We start from the raw sequence: 16,309 nt of genomic DNA on the forward strand, positions 1-16,309 counted from the left end.
ATGGAAGGGACACGCTTGTGAGACACGGCTGTGTGAGACAGCACCACAGAACGTTTCGCCTTCTCGGTTCCCTGCTGCTGGTGGCGATCGGCGCCTCGGTGACGGGGGCCGCCCCCGCACAGGCGGAATCGCCCGGCCCGCTCGACCGGGTGGTCCCCGCGCCCGCCTCGGTCAGCCCCGGTGGATCCCCCTACCGGATCACCCCCTCCACCCGGATCCACGTCGACGACTCCCGCGAGACCCGCCGTGTGGGCGAGTACCTCGCGCACATCCTCCGCCCCTCCACCGGCTACCGCCTCCCCGTCACCGCCCACGGCGCCGGAGGCATCCAACTGCGCCTCGCCAAGGGACCCTTCGGCGCCGAGGGCTACCGCCTCGACAGCGGCCGCAAGGGCGTCACCATCACCGCCGCCCAGCCCGCCGGCCTCTTCCACGGCGTCCAGACGCTGCGCCAGCTCCTCCCCGCGGCCGTCGAGAAGGACTCCGTGCAGCCCGGCCCCTGGCTGGTCGCGGGCGGCACGATCAAGGACACCCCGCGCTACGGCTGGCGCGGCGCGATGCTCGACGTCTCCCGGCACTTCTTCACCGTCGACCAGGTCAAGCGCTACATCGACCAGCTCGCCCTGTACAAGATCAACAAGCTGCATCTGCACCTCAGCGACGACCAGGGCTGGCGCATCGCCATCGACTCCTGGCCGCGCCTGGCGACCTACGGCGGCTCCACCCAGGTCGGCGGCGGCCCCGGCGGCCACTACACCAAGGCCGACTACAAGGAGATCGTCCGATACGCCGCCTCCCGCCATCTGGAGGTCGTCCCCGAGATCGACATGCCCGGCCACACGAACGCGGCGCTCGCCTCGTACGCCGAGCTGAACTGCGACGGAGTGGCACCCCCGCTCTACACCGGCACCGAGGTCGGCTTCAGCTCGCTGTGCGTCGGCAAGGACATCACGTACGACTTCGTGGACGACGTGATCCGGGAGCTGGCCGCGCTGACGCCGGGCGAGTACCTGCACATCGGCGGTGACGAGGCGCACTCCACCAGCCACGAGGACTATGTGAAGTTCATGGAGCGGGTGCAGCCCGTCGTCGCCAAGTACGGCAAGACGGTGATCGGCTGGCATCAGCTCACCGGGGCGACGCCGGCCAAGGGGGCGCTGGCGCAGTACTGGGGGCTGGACAGTACGAGTGCCGAGGAGAAGGCGCAGGTGGTGAAGGCCGCGCAGAACGGGACGGGAATCGTCCTCTCGCCCGCCGACCGGATCTACCTCGACATGAAGTACACGGCCGACACCCCGCTGGGCCTGGACTGGGCGGGCCTGGTGGAGGTGAAGCGGTCGTACGACTGGGATCCGGGCGCCTACCTTCCCGGTGCGCCCGCTTCGGCGATCCGGGGTGTCGAGGCTCCGCTGTGGACGGAGACGATCGCGAAGACCGCCGACATCGAGTACATGGCCTTCCCGAGGCTGGCCGGTGCGGCGGAGCTCGGCTGGTCGCCGGCGTCCACGCACGACTGGGAGGGCTACCGGGTGCGGCTCGCCGCGCAGGGTCCGCGGTGGGACGCGCTGGGGATCGGGTACTACCGGTCGCCGCAGGTTCCCTGGCCGACGACTGCGTGAGAGCCGCTGCACAAAGGCTGACGGGCACCCCGGAGGACCGTACTCCGAGGTGCCCGCCCGTCTGATGGGGCCGTTGCTACAGCCCCGCGATGGGGTTCTTCAGGTTGCCCACCAGCTGGAGGGCGCCCGCCGGGTCCGCCAGGTCCACCATCTGCTTGTTGTCACGCAGCTGGAGGCGGTTGAGGCAGGACAGCGCGAACTCGGGGGCGAACATGTCGTACTGCCGGAACTTGTCGGCGAGTTCGGGCACCGAGCGCTGGTAGTCCCGGGTGACCTCGGCGACCGTGCGCCAGAAGTCGTCCTCCTCCAGGATCCCCTCGGCGGCGAGGTTCGCGGCGAGGAAGCGGAAGAAGCAGTCGAAGACGTCCGTGAAGATGGACAGGAGCTTCTTCTCCTCGGGCACGTCCACGCGCAGCCGCTCGACCGTCGGCGGCAGCACCGCGTCCACGTCCATCACCGCGATCTCCTCGGCGATGTCCTTGTAGATCGCGCGCTCCACGACGCCGTCCTTCAGGACCAGGATGACGTTCTCGCCGTGCGGCATGAACACCAGGTCGTAGGCGTAGAAGCTGTGCAGGAGGGGCGTGAAGTACGCCCGCAGGTAGCGGCGCAGCCACTCCTCCGGCGGCAGTCCCGACTGCTCGATCAGCGCGCCCGCGAACGACGCGCCCTCGTGGTCGACGTGGACGAGGGAGGCCATGGTGGCCAGCGACTCACCCTCCCTCAGCCGTGACACCGGGCTCTCGCGCCACAGGGCCGCCAGCATCTTGCGGTACGGCGAGTAGCGGTCCGTCGCGGCCTCGTACTCCAGGTGCCGGTAGCCGACGGCGGCGCGCTCACGGATGATCGACAGGCCGGTCTCCCGCAGCACCGGGTCGTTGTCGATGAGCTGGGCCAGCCAGTCGTTGATGGCCGGGGTCGCCTCCATGTAGGCGGCCGACAGTCCGCGCATGAAGCCCATGTTGAGGACGGACAGGGCCGTCTTGACGTAGTGCTTCTCGGGGCTGGAGGTGTTGAAGAAGGTCCGGATGGACTGCTGGGCCAGGTACTCGTCGTCGCCCTCGCCCAGGCAGACCAGGTGCTGCCGGGCGACCTCGGCGGCGAAGGTGACGGTGAGCTTGTTCCACCACTGCCAGGGGTGGACGGGGATGAGGAGGTAGTCGGCCGGGTCGAGGTCCTTCTCGCGCAGGACGCCGTGGAAGCGCTCGACGGTCTCCGCGCCCAGCTCGTCGCGTACGAAGGCCTCGTACTCGATGCCGACACCCGCCGTGAACGCGGCGCGCGAGCGGTGGGCCGCGAGCCAGACGAGGCGGACCGGGCTCGCGGTCTCGGGGGCGTACGACAGGTACTCGTGGACGCCGAAGCCGAGCCGGCCGTTGTTGGCGACGAAGCAGGGGTGGCCCTCGGTCATGCCGGTCTCGATGGCCTGGAAGCCGCTCTTCGCCAGCTCGGCGACCGGGATCTGCGGCTTGGCCAGCTTGTAGCAGGTGCCGGAGAGGGTGGAGGAGATCTCCTCCAGGTAGACCGGCAGGACCTCGTCGCTCAGGCCCAGGGACTTCTGCAGCTCGATGAAGAAGTCCAGGGCGGCGAGCGGGAGTTCGGTCCCGTCACGGTGGCGGGTGATCGAGTCGGCGTCGATCTGCCAGTGGTCGAGGGCGCGGCGCACGGCCGTGAAGGTGTACCGGGTCAGCCCGTCGTCGCTGCGGACGACGTACTGATCGCCGTCCTGTTCAGGGGTGATCAGCCGCTCGTGCGCGAACTCGGCGAGCGCCTTGCGGATCAGGAGGCGGTTGGCCCGCGCCCAGCGGTGGGGGGACAGATGCGCTACGGCGTCGGACAGGGTCATACGGCTACTCCTCGGGCGGCGAAGAACTGCTCGCGCGTGCAGAAACTGAGCAGCGCCTTCTTCTCCGGCTTCTGGATCTCGCGCTCGGGCACGAAACCCACGGCCTCGTTCAGTGCGTGTACGGCCTTGTTGGCCACGTCCGGCTCGACGACGACGCGCTGCACCGCGGGGTCCTCGAAGAGATACGCCATCACGGCGGTGATGACGGACCGGGTGAAGCCACGGACGGGCTTGTCGGTGGGCGGCGTCAGGAAGTGCATGCCGATGTCGCCCGGTTGCGGCTCGTACAGGCCGACCAGTTCGCGGTGGGCGGGGTCGTAGTACTCCATCAGGAAGGCCGGTTCGCCGTCCTGGAGTCCGAGCAGCGCGTGGTGGTGCTCGTCTGCCGCGATCTCCATGTAGGCGCGCTCGATGTCGACCAGGCTTGCGTCCTGCATCATCCAGAAGGCCGCCTTGGGGTGGGTGACCCACCTGTGCAGCAGCTCGGCGTCCTGGAGTGGGTCGAGGGGGCGGAAAGTGAAGGTCATACGGCGAACTCCTGGAACGCGATCGTCTTCTCGACCGGGTAGTACTCGGTGCCGAGCAGCTCGCGGATGATGGACGCGTTCCGGTACGGGCCCATGCCCAGGTCGGGGCTGGTGATGCTGTGGGTGTGGACGCCGGCGTTCTGCAGGAATACGCCGCGGCCGGTGGTGTCGATGGAGTAGTTGCGGTCGACGTCGAAGCGGCCGTGGCCGTCGAAGCGGAGGCGGTCGCGGATCCCGGCGAGGAACGCCGGGGGCTCGTAGTGGTAGCCGGTGGCCAGGACCAGGCCCTCGGTGTGGATCTCGAAGTCCTTGCCCTGCTCGTCCTGGCGGAAGCCCAGCGTGTACTGCCCGTCCTCGTAGGCCGCGCTGTGCAGCGAGGAGTTGGTGAGCAGGCGGGTGGGGACCGGGCGGCCGCCGCTGGTGACGTTCTTCTGGTACAGCAGGTCGAAGATCGAGTCGATCAGTTCCGAGTTGATGCCCTTGAACAGGCCCTTCTGCTGCTTCTCCAGCCGGTAGCGGGTCTCCTCGGGCAGCGCGCGGAAGTAGTCGATGTAGTCCGGGGACGTCATCTCCAGCGTCAGCTTGGTGTACTCCAGCGGGAAGAACCGCGGGGAGCGGGTGACCCAGTTGAGCTGGTAGCCGTGGACGTCGATCTCGGCGAGCAGCTCGTAGTAGATCTCCGCGGCGCTCTGACCGCTGCCGACGATCGTGATCGACTTCTTCCGCTGCAGCTCGGGCTTGCGGTGCATGTACTGCGCGTTGTGGAAGAGGTCGCCGCCGAGGTCCTCGCACGCCGCCGGGACGAACGGGGTCGTGCCCGTGCCGAGGACCAGGTGACGGGCGCGGTAGACGTCACCGGCGGCGGTCGTCACGACGTAGACCTCGGCCCCTTGGTCGTACGTCACCTCCGTCACCGTCGTATTGAAGCGGACGCTGCTCAGCTGGTTCGCGGCCCAGCGGCAGTAGTCGTCGTACTCGACCCGCAGCGGGTAGAAGTTCTCGCGGATGTAGAACGAGTACAGCCGGCCCTTCTCCTTCAGGTAGTTCAGGAAGGAGTACGGCGAGGTCGGGTCGGCCAGGGTGACCAGGTCCGACATGAACGGCGTCTGGAGGTGGGCGCCGTCCAGGAACATGCCCGCGTGCCACTCGAAGTCCGGCTTCGACTCCAGGAACACGCCGTCGAGTTCGTCGATCGGCTCGGTCAGGCAGGCGAGGCCGAGGTTGAACGGGCCGAGCCCGATCCCCACGAAGTCATGAGTCGCGGGAAAAGGGGCCGGGTTTTCAGGACGCGCGGTCAAGGGACTCTCCCAGGTACTGCTCGGCGTGGCCGGCGATCAGGTCGAGGACGGCGGCGATGTCTTCGGTCGTCGTCTCGGGGTTGAGCAGGGTGAACTTCAGATAGTGGCGACCGCCGACCTTGGTGCCCGCGACCACCGCGTCGCCGGAGGCGAACAGGGCCTTGCGGGCGTACAGGTTGGCGCGGTCGATCTCGGCCGGGTCGGTGACGGCGGCCGGGATGTAGCGGAAGACGAGGGTGGAGAGGGTGGGCTCGACGACCACGTCGTAGCGGGGGTCGGCGGCCAGCAGCCGCCAGCCCTCCACCGCCAGGTCGCAGACCTCGTCGAAGAGCTGCCCGATGCCGTCGGCGCCCATCACGCGCAGGGTCATCCACAGCTTGAGGGCGTCGAACCGGCGGGTGGTCTGCAGGGACTTGTCGACCTGGTTGGGGATGCGCTCGGTGACCATGCGGCGCGGGTTGAGGTACTCCGCGTGGTAGGTGGCGTGGCGCAGGGTGGAGGCGTCGCGGACCAGCACGGCGGAGGAACTCACCGGCTGGAAGAAGGACTTGTGGTAGTCGACGGTGACCGAGTCGGCGCGTTCGATGCCCTCGATGCGGTCCCGGTACTTCAGGGAGGCCAGCAGCCCGCAGCCGTAGGCGGCGTCGACGTGCATCCAGGCGCCGAACTGCTCGCACAGCTCGGCGATCTCGGGCAGCGGGTCGATGGAGCCGAAGTCGGTGGTGCCCGCGGTGGCGACGACGGCCATCGGGATCAGGCCGTCCCTGCGGCAGCGCTCCAGCTCATGGGCGAGCGCGACGGTCTGCATCCGCTTGTCGTGGTCGACGGGGACGGAGATCACGGAGTCCTGGCCGAGGCCGAGCAGTTTCGCCGACTTCTTCACGCTGAAGTGGCTGACCTCGGAGGCGAAGACGCGCAGTTTGGCGAGTGAGTCGGTCTTGGCCTCCTCGCGGGCCAGCAGCAGCGCCTGGAGGTTGGACTGCGTGCCGCCCGAGGTGAAGACGCCGTCGGCGTTCTCGCCCAGCCCTATTCGGTCCGTCGTCCAGTCGATGAGCTTGCGCTCGATCAGGGTGCCGCCGGCCGACTGGTCCCAGGTGTCCAGGGAGGAGTTGACGGCGGACAGGACCGCCTCGCCGAGCACGGCCGGGATGACGACCGGGCAGTTGAGGTGGGCGAGATAGCGGGGGTGGTGGAAGTAGATCGCGTCCCTGAGGTAGACGTCCTCCAGCTCGTCGAGGACCGCGGCGGTGTCCAGCAGCGGCTTGTCGAGGTCGATCGCGTCGATGGTGGGGGCCAGGGCGTCGACCGTGACGCCGGTGAACGGACGGTCGGTGGCGGCGAGTTTGGCGGCCACCCGCTCGATACCTTCGGTCACGGAGCTGCGGTACCGCTCCGCGGTCGTGTCATTGAGCAGGTGCGAGCGCATGTGGGGTGTCCTCCGATGGGGAGCTCTCAACTTAGGTTAGCCTAACCTAAGTAACGCAGATTCAGGGCAGCCTCGGCCGTGACTGTGATCACTCCGGTCCCAGGGGTGATTACTCGGCCGCGCGCAGCTGTTCTTCGGTCATTCCGTGCCGCCAGTAGCCGACGAAGGTGACCCGGCGCCGGTCGATCCCGCGTTCGCCGACGAAGTGCCGGCGCAGCGCCTTCACGCACCCGGACTCTCCCGCGATCCAGACGTACGGGCGCTCGGCGGGCGGGAGTTGGGCAGCGCGGATGGCGTCGAGCCCGTCCTCCCGCACGAGCCAGGTGATCTCGGCGTCGGCCTCGGTCACCAGGTCCTGGATGTCCCCGGCGTCCTGCACCTCCAGCCACACCCGGGCACGGGTGCCGGCCGGCAGCGTTTCGAGGATGGCGGAGACGGCCGGTACGGCGGTCTCGTCGCCCCAGATCACCACGAGGTCGGTGTCCTCGGGCGACCGGAACCGGATGGCCCGGTTGTCGGCTACGGCCGGTCCGAGCAGCAGGACGCGATCCCCGGCGGCGGCGCGGGAGGCCCAGTGGGAGGCGGGGCCCGCCGGGGTGTGCAGGACGAAGTCGATGTCGATCTCGTCGGGATTCCGGCGCAGGGCGCGGAGCGTGTAGGAGCGCATCACGGCCCGTACGTCGTCCGGGAGTTCACGCCAGCCCTGCCACCAGCCGTCACCGAGCTCGATGGGCACCTGGGGCTCGGTCTGGCCGGGGTGCGGCAGGAAGAGCGACAGGCTCTGGTCGCGTCCGTCGGAGAAGAAGTGCCGCAGATCCTCCCCGCCGAAGGTGACCCGGACCAGAGACGGCCCGAGCCGCCTCGTCCGTACGACCTGGAGGGAGAAGAAACGGAACGGGGCGGCTACGGCGGTCGTCATATGTGCTCCTGAGGTGACGCGCCCCAAAGGGGCGCGGGGCTGCATCCGACATGCGGCTCCGCCGCGTGGGCGCGACCAGCCACGACGGACGCGCGGTTCACCACGGTGCGGTGGGCCTACGGCGCTGAAGCGGCTCTCCCGGCGGAGCGCCTAGGCGACCTTCTTGGCCTTCTCGATGGCCTCGGCAAGACTGGTCAGCAGCGGCGTGCACTTGTCGTAGGACAGAATCGGCTCGGGCGACCGCGCGATGACCTGTCCGGCCTTCACCGCCGGCAGCTTCTTCCACGTCGCCTCGGTGATGTCCGCCGGCTGGATCGTCGAGGACCGGTCGTCCATCATGATGATGTCGGCCGGGTACTTGTCGACGTTCTCCCAGCTCAGCGACTCGAACCAGCCGCCACCCTCCTTCTTGGCGCTCTCCGGCGGCTCCACGAAGTTCACGCCGAGGGCCTTGAAGTACTCCAGGTCGATGGAGAGGTTGGTGCCGGAGACGTAGAAGATGTCCTGGCTGGCGGAACCGGCCATCACCTTGATCTCGGGACGGGACTTCGCCGCCTTGCGCAGCCGCTCCGCGGCCGCCTCGAACTCCTTCTTGGACTGGGCGGCCTTGTCGGCCTTCATGTCCGCGCCGAGGGACTCGGCCAGCTCCCACATCCGCTGCAGCGGCTGGGTCAGCTGGCGGTCGTAGACGGAGATCGCGGCGCTCGGGGCGAGCTTGGCGATCTTGTCCTTGGACGCCTCGGGGACGTACCAGAGGGTGCCGGCGCTGTCGAAGGTCGTGGAGATGAGGACCTCGGGGGTGAACGCCGCGTACTGCTCGACGTTGAACTGGTCCCAGACGTTGCCGAAGACGGTCAGCTTGCTGACGTCCATGTCGCCGGCCTGGACGTCGGCCTTGCCGTCCTGGGTCTTGGTCGGGCCGAAGACGCCCTTGACCTCGATGCCGTAGTCGTACAGGGCGGCCGCGACCCCGACGAAGGCGACGATCTTCGTCGGGACCTTGTCGAGCTTCACGGTGGTGCCGCGGTCGTCCTTGAACGTCCAGGGGCCGGACTTGGCAGCCGTCGTGGCCTCGTCCGAGCCACCGCTTTTCGCGTCGTCGTCCCCGCAGGCTGCGAGCACGGCCCCGAGGCCGAGGGCGCCGCCCGCGGCGAGGATGCCGCGGCGGGTGAGGTGGGTGGCTCTTGCGTTGGGCATGGCTACGCTGCTTTCGAACAGGGCGGATCACCGGCCGGACAATTCGAAGGTAGGTTAGCCTAACCTCAGCTGATGTCCAGGGGGTGGGGGTCCTTGGGATCGAAGCTGTGGCTGCCCTGTGGGATGCGTACCCTCAGCCCACGAGCCCCAACTCCCTTGCAATCAGCATGCGTTGGACTTCGCTGGTGCCCTCGCCGATCTCCAGGATCTTGGAGTCCCGCCACATCCGGGCCACCGGATACTCGTTCATGAAGCCATAGCCGCCGTGGATCTGCGTCGCGTCGCGGGCGTTGTCCACCGCGATGGTGGACGAGTACAGCTTCGCCAGCGCCGCCTCCTTCTTGAAGGGCTCCCCGGCCACCAGCCGGGAGGCCGCGTCGCGCCACGCCAGCCGCGCCGTGTGGGCCTTCATCTCCATGTCGGCGATCTTGAACTGGATGGCCTGGTTGGCGCCGATCGGACGGCCGAACGCGTGGCGTTCCTTGGCGTACTTCACCGACTCGTCCACACAGCCCTGCGCCAGGCCCGTCCCCAGCGCCGCGATGGCGATCCGGCCCTCGTCCAGGATGCGCAGGAACTGCGCGTACCCACGGCCCTCCTCGCCCAGGAGGTTGGCCGCCGGGACCCGGACGTCCTGGAAGGACAGCTCACGGGTGTCGGAGGCGTTCCAGCCGACCTTGGAGTAGGGGGCGGCGACCGTGAAGCCCGGGGTGCCGGACGGGACGATGATCGAGGAGATGAGCGGCTTGCCGTCCGGCGCCCGGCCGGTCACCGCCGTGACCGTGACCAGACCCGTGATGTCCGTACCGGAGTTGGTGATGAAGCACTTGGTGCCGTTGATCACCCACTCACCGGTCTCCGCGTCCAGGCGGGCCGTCGTGCGCGTCGCGCCCGCGTCCGAGCCGCCGTCGGGCTCGGTCAGGCCGAAGGCGCCGAGTATCTCGCCGGAGCACAGCCGCGGCAGCCACCGCCGCTTCTGCTCCTCGGTGCCGAAGAGATGGATCGGCATGGCGCCCAGCGAGACCCCGGCCTCCAGGGTGATGGCGACCGAGGAGTCCACCCGGGCCAGCTCCTCCAGCGCGATGCCCAGCGCCAGATAGTCGCCGCCCATGCCGCCGTGCTCCTCGGGGAACGGCAGACCGAACAGGCCCATGCGGCCCATCTCCCGCACGATCTCGTACGGGAACTCATGACGCTCGTAGAAGTCGCCGATCTTCGGCGCCACGACGTCGTGGGCGAACTCCTCCACCGTACGGCGGAGTTCCTCCAGTTCGGGGGAGAGACGGTGGTCCATGGCTGTTCACTGCTCCTTGTGGGAGAGGGCTCGGACGGTGCGGGACGGGCTGGGTCGGCCCAGTTGCTCGGCCATCCACGCGCTCGTGGCGACGAGGCGGTCGAGGTCGACTCCGGTGTCGATGCCGAGGCCCCGCAGCATCCACAGGAGGTCTTCGGTGGCGAGGTTGCCGGTGGCGGACCTGGCGTACGGGCAGCCGCCCAGGCCGCCGGCGGAGGCGTCGATCGTCGTGACGCCGTGCTGCAGGGCGGCGTAGGTGTTGGCGAGGGCCTGGCCGTAGGTGTCGTGGAAGTGCACGCCGAGGACGTTCGTCGGCACTCCCTGCTCATTGAGGAGGGAGAGCAGTTCGAGTACGTGTCCCGGTGTCGCGACGCCGATGGTGTCGCCGAGGCTCAGCTCGTCGCAGCCCATCGCCACGAGGGCCTTGCAGACGCGGGCGACCTGGTGGAGCGGGACGGCGCCCTCCCAGGGGTCGCCGAAGCACATGGAGACGTAGCCGCGCACATGCAGCCCCTCGTCCTTGGCGCGCCGCACCACCGGGTCGAAGACCGCCAGCGACTCGTCCAGCGTGCGGTTGAGGTTGGCCTTGGCGAAGGACTCCGTGGCGCTGGCGAAGACGGCGACCCGGCGGGCGCCCAGCGCCAGGGCGCGGTCCAGGCCGCGGCTGTTGGGGACCAGGACGGGCAGATGTACCCCCTCCAGGCCGCTGACCAGTGGGAACAGCTGCTCGGCGTCCGCGAGTTGGGGCACCCACTTGGGGTGGACGAAGCTGGTGGCCTCGATCGTCGTGAGCCCCGCGTCGGCGAGGCGGCGCACGAACTCCGCCTTGACCTCGGTCGGGACGGTCGACTTCTCGTTCTGCAGTCCGTCGCGGGCGCCCACCTCGTGGATGCGGACCCGGGCGGGCAGATCCGCGGCCGGCACGGCCATGGGCAGGGTCATCGCTCCTCCTCCACGGATGCCTCCACGGGTGCATCCGCGGATGCCTCCGCGGGTGTGACGACCGCCAGGACCTGGTCCATGGCGACCGCCGTGCCGGGTGTGACGTCCAGTTCGGCGACCGTGCCGGCGTGCGGGGCGGAGATGACGTGCTCCATCTTCATCGCCTCGACGACCAGCAGGCTCTGACCGGCGGCCACCTCGTCCCCGACGGCGACCTTCACCACGGTGACCGTGCCGGGCATGGGCGCGGTGAGCGAGTCGGCGCCGGCGTGCGCGGCCCCGGTCAGGGACGCGGCGACCGGGTCGTGGTCGCGCACGTGCCAGGCGTCGCCGTCGCGGCCGAGCCAGTCGGCGGCGCGGTGGAAGGTGTGGCGGACGCCGTCGAGGGTGACGGCCACCCGGTCGTCCGTGACGGTGGCGGAGCCGCGCGGGACGTACTCCACGGGGTCGGTGATCCGCAGCGGGAAGCCGACGGGCCTGGGCTCGCCGCCCAGCCGCCAGCCGCTCGGCACGGAGAACGGATCGGTCCACCCGCCGCCGCGAGGCCGCAGCGCCTCCAGCCGTACGGCCGCCGCGGCTTCGTACACCTCCTCCGGTACGTCGGTGGGGACCAGGTCGTCGACGACGCGCTCGACCAGCCCCGTGTCCAACTCGCCTGCCACGACCGCCGGATGCGCGAGCAGCCGCCGCAGGAACCCGGCGTTCGTCGGCACGCCCAGCGTCACCGTCTCCGCGAGAGCCGACCGGAGCTTCCTGAGCGCGGTCGCGCGGTCGGGGCCGTGGGCGATCACCTTGGACAGCATCGGGTCGTACAGGCTCCCGACCTCCGTGCCCTCGCTGAGCCCGGAGTCGGTGCGGATGCCGTCGCCCTGGGGCTCGCGCAGCTTCAGGACGGTGCCGCCGGAGGGCAGGAAGCCGCGCGAGCCCTCTTTGACGGACACCGTCTCGGCGCAGATGCGGGCCTCGATGGCGTGGCCGGTGAGGCGGAGGTCGTCCTGCGCGAAGGCGAGCGGCTCGCCCGCCGCCACCCGCAACTGCCACTCCACCAGGTCCACGCCCGTGATCAGCTCGGTGACCGGATGTTCCACCTGGAGGCGGGTGTTCATCTCCATGAAGTAGTACGAGGACGGGTCCCCGCCCGGCACGATGAACTCGACCGTGCCCGCGCCCCGGTAGCCGCAGGACCGGGCCGCCTGCACCGCCGCCTCGCCCATCGACGCGCGCGTGGCCTCGTCGAGGAGCACGCTGGGCGCCTCCTCGACGATCTTCTGGTGCCGGCGTTGCAGCGAGCACTCGCGCTCGCCCAGGTGGACGACGTTGCCGTGGCCGTCGGCCAGGACCTGGATCTCGATGTGCCGGGGCCGGTCGATCCACCGCTCGACGAGGAGGGTGTCGTCACCGAAGGAGGCGCGGGCCTCACGGCGGGCGGCGGCGATCTCGTCCTCCAGCACCGACAGGTCCCGGATCAGCCGCATCCCCTTGCCGCCACCGCCCGCGCTGGGCTTGAGCAGCACGGGGGCGCCCAGCTCGCGGGCCGCGTCGGCGAGTTCGGGGTCACGGCCGCCGGGCACCACCGGCACGCCCGCCGCCCGCACCGTCTCCTTGGCGCGGATCTTGTCGCCCATGAGGGAGATGGCGTCCGCGGGCGGCCCGATGAAGACCAGCCCCGCCTCGGCGCACGCGCGCGCGAAGCCGGCGTTCTCCGCGAGGAAGCCGTAGCCGGGGTGGACGGCCTGGGCGCCGGTGCGGGCGGCGGCCTCAAGGAGGCGCTCCGCGGACAGATAGCTCTCGGCCGCCGGCGCCGGACCGATCCGTACCGCCGTGTCGGCCTCGCGCACATGGCGGGCGTCGGCGTCCGCGTCGGAGTGGACGGCCACGGAGCGCACGCCCAGCGACCGCAGCGTCCGGATCACCCGTACGGCGATCTCGCCCCGGTTGGCCACGAGCACGGTGTCGAACATGGTCATCCTCGAAATCCCCCTCACATCCGGAAGACGCCGAACTGGGGCTCACCCAGAGGCGCGTTGCCGCAGGCGGTCAGTGCCAGGCCCAGCACCTGCCGGGTCTGAAGCGGGTCGATGACGCCGTCGTCCCAGAGGCGGGCGGTGGCGTAGTAGGCGTTGCCCTGGCGTTCGTACTGCTCCCGGACGGGCGCCTTGAAGCTCTCCTCGGCCTCGGCCGGCCAGTCCTCGCCGCGCGCCTCCAACTGGTCGCGCTTGACGGTCGCGAGGACCGAGGCGGCCTGCTCGCCGCCCATGACCGAGATCTTGGCGTTGGGCCACATCCACAGGAAGCGGGGCGAGTACGCCCGCCCGCACATGGAGTAGTTCCCGGCGCCGTAGGAGCCGCCGACGACGACCGTCAGCTTCGGGACCCTCGTACAGGCCACCGCCGTCACCATCTTGGCGCCGTGCTTGGCGATGCCGCCGGCCTCGTAGTCCTTGCCGACCATGAAGCCGGAGATGTTCTGCAGGAACACCAGCGGGATCCCGCGCTGGTCGCACAGTTCGATGAAGTGGGCGCCCTTCTGGGCGGACTCGGAGAACAGGATGCCGTTGTTGGCGACGATGCCGACCGGGTGGCCGTGGACGCGGGCGAAGCCGGTGACCAGGGTCTGCCCGAACTCGGCCTTGAACTCCGCGAAGCGGGAGCCGTCGACCACGCGCGCGATGATCTCGCGCACGTCGTAGGGGGTGCGGGAGTCGACGGGGACGGCGCCGTAGAGGCCGTGGGGGTCGACCTTGGGCTCGACGGCGGGCTGGACCTCCCACGGCAGCGACCCGCGCGCGGGGAGGGTGGCGACGATGTTCCGCACGATCCGCAGCGCGTGCGCGTCGTCCTCGGCGAGGTGGTCGGTCACGCCGGACACGCGGGAGTGGACCTCGCCGCCGCCCAGCTCCTCAGCGGTGACGACCTCGCCGGTGGCGGCCTTCACCAGCGGGGGGCCGCCCAGGAAGATGGTCCCCTGGTTCCGGACGATGACGGCCTCGTCGCTCATCGCGGGGACGTAGGCGCCGCCGGCCGTGCACGAGCCGAGCACGGCGGCGATCTGCGGGATCCCGGCGCCCGACATGCGGGCCTGGTTGTAGAAGATCCGTCCGAAGTGCTCGCGGTCGGGGAAGACCTCGTCCTGCATCGGCAGGAAGGCCCCGCCGGAGTCGACGAGATACAGACACGGCAGCCGGTTCTCCAGGGCCACCTCCTGCGCGCGCAGGTGCTTCTTCACGGTCATCGGGTAGTACGTCCCGCCCTTGACCGTGGCGTCGTTCGCGACGATCACGCACTCGCGCCCGCTGACCCTGCCGATCCCGGCGATGACCCCGGCCGCCGGGGCCTGGCCGTCGTACAGCCCGTCGGCGGCGAGGGGCGCCAGCTCCAGGAAGGGCGAGCCGGGGTCGAGGAGGGTGTCCACCCGGTCCCTCGGCAGCAGCTTGCCGCGCGCGGTGTGCCGGGCGCGGGCCTTCTCACCGCCGCCGAGCCGGGCCGCGGCGAGCTTGCCGCGCAGCTCCTCGACGAGCGCCCGGTGGGCCTCCTCGTTGGCCCGAAAGGCCTCCGACGCGGGATCAGCCGCGCTGTGAAGCTCCGGTGCCTCATGCATCCTGCGGTCCCCTCACCAAGTGATCGCCTGTTGGACGTGTTAATGAGCGTTAACCATTTCCTCCAGGTTAACGACCGCTAACCTCCCTGTCTAGAATTGCTTTCATGGCCACGAGAACCGACGCCCCCACCCGCCGCGAACAGATCCTCAAGGAGGCCGCACGGCTCTTCGCCGAGCGCGGCTTCCACGGCGTCGGCGTCGACGAGATAGGCGCCGCCGTGGGCATCAGCGGCCCCGGTCTCTACCGGCACTTCGCCGGCAAGGACGCGATGCTCGCCGAGCTGCTGGTCGGCATCAGCGGCCAGCTCCTGACCGGCGCGAAGCGGCGCCTCGCGGAGGCCGACGGGGTGCCCGCCGAGACGGTCCTCGACTCCCTCATCGAGGGCCACATCGACTTCGCCCTCGACGACCGCCCGCTCATCACCCTGCACGACCGCGAGCTGGACCGCCTGCGCGACAGCGACCGCAAGCTCGTACGGCAGCTGCAGCGGCAGTACGTCGAGCTGTGGGTGGAGGTGGTGCGCGAGGTGTACCCGGACCTGACGGAGCCGACGGCCCGCTCGGCGGTCCACTCGGTGTTCGGGCTGCTGAACTCGACACCGCACCTGGGGCGGCCGGGTTCGCTGCCGGGGCGAGGGGTCACGGCGGTGCTGCTGCATCGGATGGCCCGGGGGGCGTTCGGGGCGGCCGGGGTGGAGTGAGCCGTTCGGGCGGTCTCACTCACCCTGCCTCGCAGCCGATCCCGTCCCCGCATCTGGGGCGGTCGGGTTCGCTGCCGGGGCGAGGGGTCACGGCGGTGCTGCTGCATCGGATGGCCCGGGGGGCGTTCGGGGCGGCGGCCGTGGCGACCGGCTGGGCCACCGCCGGCTCGCGGATGGCGGTGGGCGGCCCGGGCGGTCACACTCAGCCTGCCTCGCAGCCGATCCCGTCGCCGTCGCGGTCGAGCCGGTGTGGGTCGTCCGAGCCGACCCAGACGGGGCCCGGCAGGTCCGCGCAGTCCACGTCGGGGACGCCCGCGGGGGGACCGGGCGGCAGGCCGGGGTTCGCCGGGCCGGTCGTGGGCGGGGGTGGGGATGGGGGCGGTGTGTCCGTGGGCTTCGGGGTGGCCGAGGGCTTCGGTGCCCCGGTGCACGCGCTCCACAGTCCGGCGCCGGCTCGACGGGCGTCTTTCTCGGCCCTAGAGATCGTGGACCAGTACTTGTCGTTGGGCTGGAAGAGGACCGCCTCGGCGTGACCCGAGCGGACGAGGGACTTGTTGACGAAGACGTCCTTGTCGTTCCACAGGTACAGCAGGTAGCGGCCGTAGCGGTCCTTGAGCTGGTCGTCGCGTACCACGTGCGCGGTGCTGCCCTGCGGCAGCAGCGCACGGGTGCGGGCGGTGGCGGGCTTCGCGTAACAGGCGCCGCGCTCAGGCGTGTCGATCTCCAGAAGGCGGACGCGGACCACGGTGTCCTTCGGCACGATACGGCCGTCGCCGCGCACGTCGAGGGTGTCGCCGTCGATGACGCGGTGTACCACCACCGTTGGTGAGGAGGCCTTCGGCGGGTCGGGTGGATCGCCGCGTGTTCCGACGCCGCCCAGGGCCGGGAGGCCGAGGGTGATCACGAGAGGGATGGCCCAGGAGCGGCTGAGGTGGCGCATGG

General features: G+C 70.2%; 13 protein-coding genes. 2 read left to right on the forward strand and 11 right to left on the reverse strand.

Annotated features, from left to right (window positions below; genetic code table 11):
* Positions 1 to 32 precede the first annotated feature (32 nt).
* Positions 33 to 1,619 carry a beta-N-acetylhexosaminidase gene (locus IM697_RS07190; RefSeq protein WP_228044543.1) on the forward strand — a complete coding sequence of 529 codons (1,587 nt, stop codon included), beginning with the start codon at positions 33 to 35 and terminating at the stop codon, positions 1,617 to 1,619.
* A 76-nt stretch (positions 1,620 to 1,695) separates the two neighbouring features.
* Here IM697_RS07190 and IM697_RS07195 read toward each other — a convergent pair whose 3' ends face one another.
* The 10 genes from IM697_RS07195 to IM697_RS07240 all read right to left on the reverse strand — a co-directional run bounded on the left by IM697_RS07195 (position 1,696) and on the right by IM697_RS07240 (position 14,666).
* A complete protein-coding gene (locus IM697_RS07195; RefSeq protein ID WP_194045778.1) occupies positions 1,696 to 3,465 on the reverse strand; it encodes an IucA/IucC family protein in 1,770 nt (589 codons plus the stop codon).
* Positions 3,462 to 3,992 (reverse strand): GNAT family N-acetyltransferase, encoded by a 531-nt coding sequence (locus IM697_RS07200; protein ID WP_194045780.1) that lies wholly within the window; start codon positions 3,990 to 3,992, stop codon positions 3,462 to 3,464. Before IM697_RS07200 ends, IM697_RS07195 begins: the two co-directional genes overlap by 4 nt.
* The gene (locus IM697_RS07205) at positions 3,989 to 5,290 is read right to left on the reverse strand and encodes a lysine N(6)-hydroxylase/L-ornithine N(5)-oxygenase family protein (protein ID WP_194045781.1); all 1,302 of its coding nucleotides are present in this window, start codon (positions 5,288 to 5,290) and stop codon (positions 3,989 to 3,991) included. Before IM697_RS07205 ends, IM697_RS07200 begins: the two co-directional genes overlap by 4 nt.
* A complete protein-coding gene (desA, locus tag IM697_RS07210; protein WP_194045782.1) occupies positions 5,274 to 6,716 on the reverse strand; it encodes a lysine decarboxylase DesA in 1,443 nt (480 codons plus the stop codon). Before desA ends, IM697_RS07205 begins: the two co-directional genes overlap by 17 nt.
* A 109-nt stretch (positions 6,717 to 6,825) precedes the next feature.
* Complete coding sequence (locus tag IM697_RS07215) at positions 6,826 to 7,635, reverse strand: siderophore-interacting protein (protein WP_194045783.1); 810 nt, start codon at positions 7,633 to 7,635, stop codon at positions 6,826 to 6,828.
* 150 nt (positions 7,636 to 7,785) lie between these two features.
* Complete coding sequence (locus IM697_RS07220; RefSeq protein WP_194045784.1) at positions 7,786 to 8,832, reverse strand: ABC transporter substrate-binding protein; 1,047 nt, start codon at positions 8,830 to 8,832, stop codon at positions 7,786 to 7,788.
* A gap of 133 nt (positions 8,833 to 8,965) precedes the next feature.
* Entirely contained in the window at positions 8,966 to 10,126 is a 1,161-nt protein-coding gene (locus tag IM697_RS07225; RefSeq protein WP_194045785.1) for an acyl-CoA dehydrogenase family protein, read from the reverse strand.
* A 6-nt stretch (positions 10,127 to 10,132) separates the two neighbouring features.
* The gene (locus tag IM697_RS07230; RefSeq protein ID WP_194045786.1) at positions 10,133 to 11,068 is read right to left on the reverse strand and encodes a hydroxymethylglutaryl-CoA lyase; all 936 of its coding nucleotides are present in this window, start codon (positions 11,066 to 11,068) and stop codon (positions 10,133 to 10,135) included.
* Positions 11,065 to 13,029 carry an ATP-binding protein gene (locus IM697_RS07235; protein WP_194049622.1) on the reverse strand — a complete coding sequence of 655 codons (1,965 nt, stop codon included), beginning with the start codon at positions 13,027 to 13,029 and terminating at the stop codon, positions 11,065 to 11,067. The genes IM697_RS07230 and IM697_RS07235 overlap by 4 nt, the downstream gene beginning before the upstream one ends.
* Before the next feature lie 20 nt (positions 13,030 to 13,049).
* The gene (locus IM697_RS07240) at positions 13,050 to 14,666 is read right to left on the reverse strand and encodes a carboxyl transferase domain-containing protein (protein ID WP_194045787.1); all 1,617 of its coding nucleotides are present in this window, start codon (positions 14,664 to 14,666) and stop codon (positions 13,050 to 13,052) included.
* A gap of 104 nt (positions 14,667 to 14,770) precedes the next feature.
* Between IM697_RS07240 and IM697_RS07245 the strand changes: the two genes are divergently transcribed.
* Positions 14,771 to 15,367: an SACE_7040 family transcriptional regulator gene (locus IM697_RS07245; RefSeq protein WP_194045789.1), complete on the forward strand. Its 597-nt coding sequence runs from the start codon at positions 14,771 to 14,773 to the stop codon at positions 15,365 to 15,367.
* Positions 15,368 to 15,569: 202 nt separating this feature from the next.
* Here the strand turns inward: IM697_RS07245 and IM697_RS07250 are convergent, their stop codons facing one another.
* The gene (locus tag IM697_RS07250) at positions 15,570 to 16,307 is read right to left on the reverse strand and encodes a thermonuclease family protein (RefSeq protein WP_228044545.1); all 738 of its coding nucleotides are present in this window, start codon (positions 16,305 to 16,307) and stop codon (positions 15,570 to 15,572) included.
* Between the last annotated feature and the right edge of the window lie 2 nt (positions 16,308 to 16,309).

Origin of the sequence: Streptomyces ferrugineus (genome assembly GCF_015160855.1) — a bacterium.
Lineage (GTDB): Bacteria > Actinomycetota > Actinomycetes > Streptomycetales > Streptomycetaceae > Streptomyces > Streptomyces ferrugineus.

Excerpts from the sequence above, each read along its gene's own strand:
- IM697_RS07225 (WP_194045785.1), bottom strand. The coding sequence starts at position 10,126 with ATGGACCACCGTCTCTCCCCCGAACTGGAGGAACTCCGCCGTACGGTG.
- IM697_RS07250 (WP_228044545.1), bottom strand. The coding sequence starts at position 16,307 with ATGCGCCACCTCAGCCGCTCCTGGGCCATCCCTCTCGTGATCACCCTC.
- IM697_RS07220 (WP_194045784.1), bottom strand. The coding sequence starts at position 8,832 with ATGCCCAACGCAAGAGCCACCCACCTCACCCGCCGCGGCATCCTCGCC.
- IM697_RS07195 (WP_194045778.1), bottom strand. The coding sequence starts at position 3,465 with ATGACCCTGTCCGACGCCGTAGCGCATCTGTCCCCCCACCGCTGGGCG.
- IM697_RS07200 (WP_194045780.1), bottom strand. The coding sequence starts at position 3,992 with ATGACCTTCACTTTCCGCCCCCTCGACCCACTCCAGGACGCCGAGCTG.
- IM697_RS07245 (WP_194045789.1), top strand. The coding sequence starts at position 14,771 with ATGGCCACGAGAACCGACGCCCCCACCCGCCGCGAACAGATCCTCAAG.
- IM697_RS07235 (WP_194049622.1), bottom strand. The coding sequence starts at position 13,029 with ATGTTCGACACCGTGCTCGTGGCCAACCGGGGCGAGATCGCCGTACGG.
- IM697_RS07230 (WP_194045786.1), bottom strand. The coding sequence starts at position 11,068 with ATGACCCTGCCCATGGCCGTGCCGGCCGCGGATCTGCCCGCCCGGGTC.
- IM697_RS07240 (WP_194045787.1), bottom strand. The coding sequence starts at position 14,666 with ATGCATGAGGCACCGGAGCTTCACAGCGCGGCTGATCCCGCGTCGGAG.
- desA (WP_194045782.1), bottom strand. The coding sequence starts at position 6,716 with ATGCGCTCGCACCTGCTCAATGACACGACCGCGGAGCGGTACCGCAGC.
- IM697_RS07215 (WP_194045783.1), bottom strand. The coding sequence starts at position 7,635 with ATGACGACCGCCGTAGCCGCCCCGTTCCGTTTCTTCTCCCTCCAGGTC.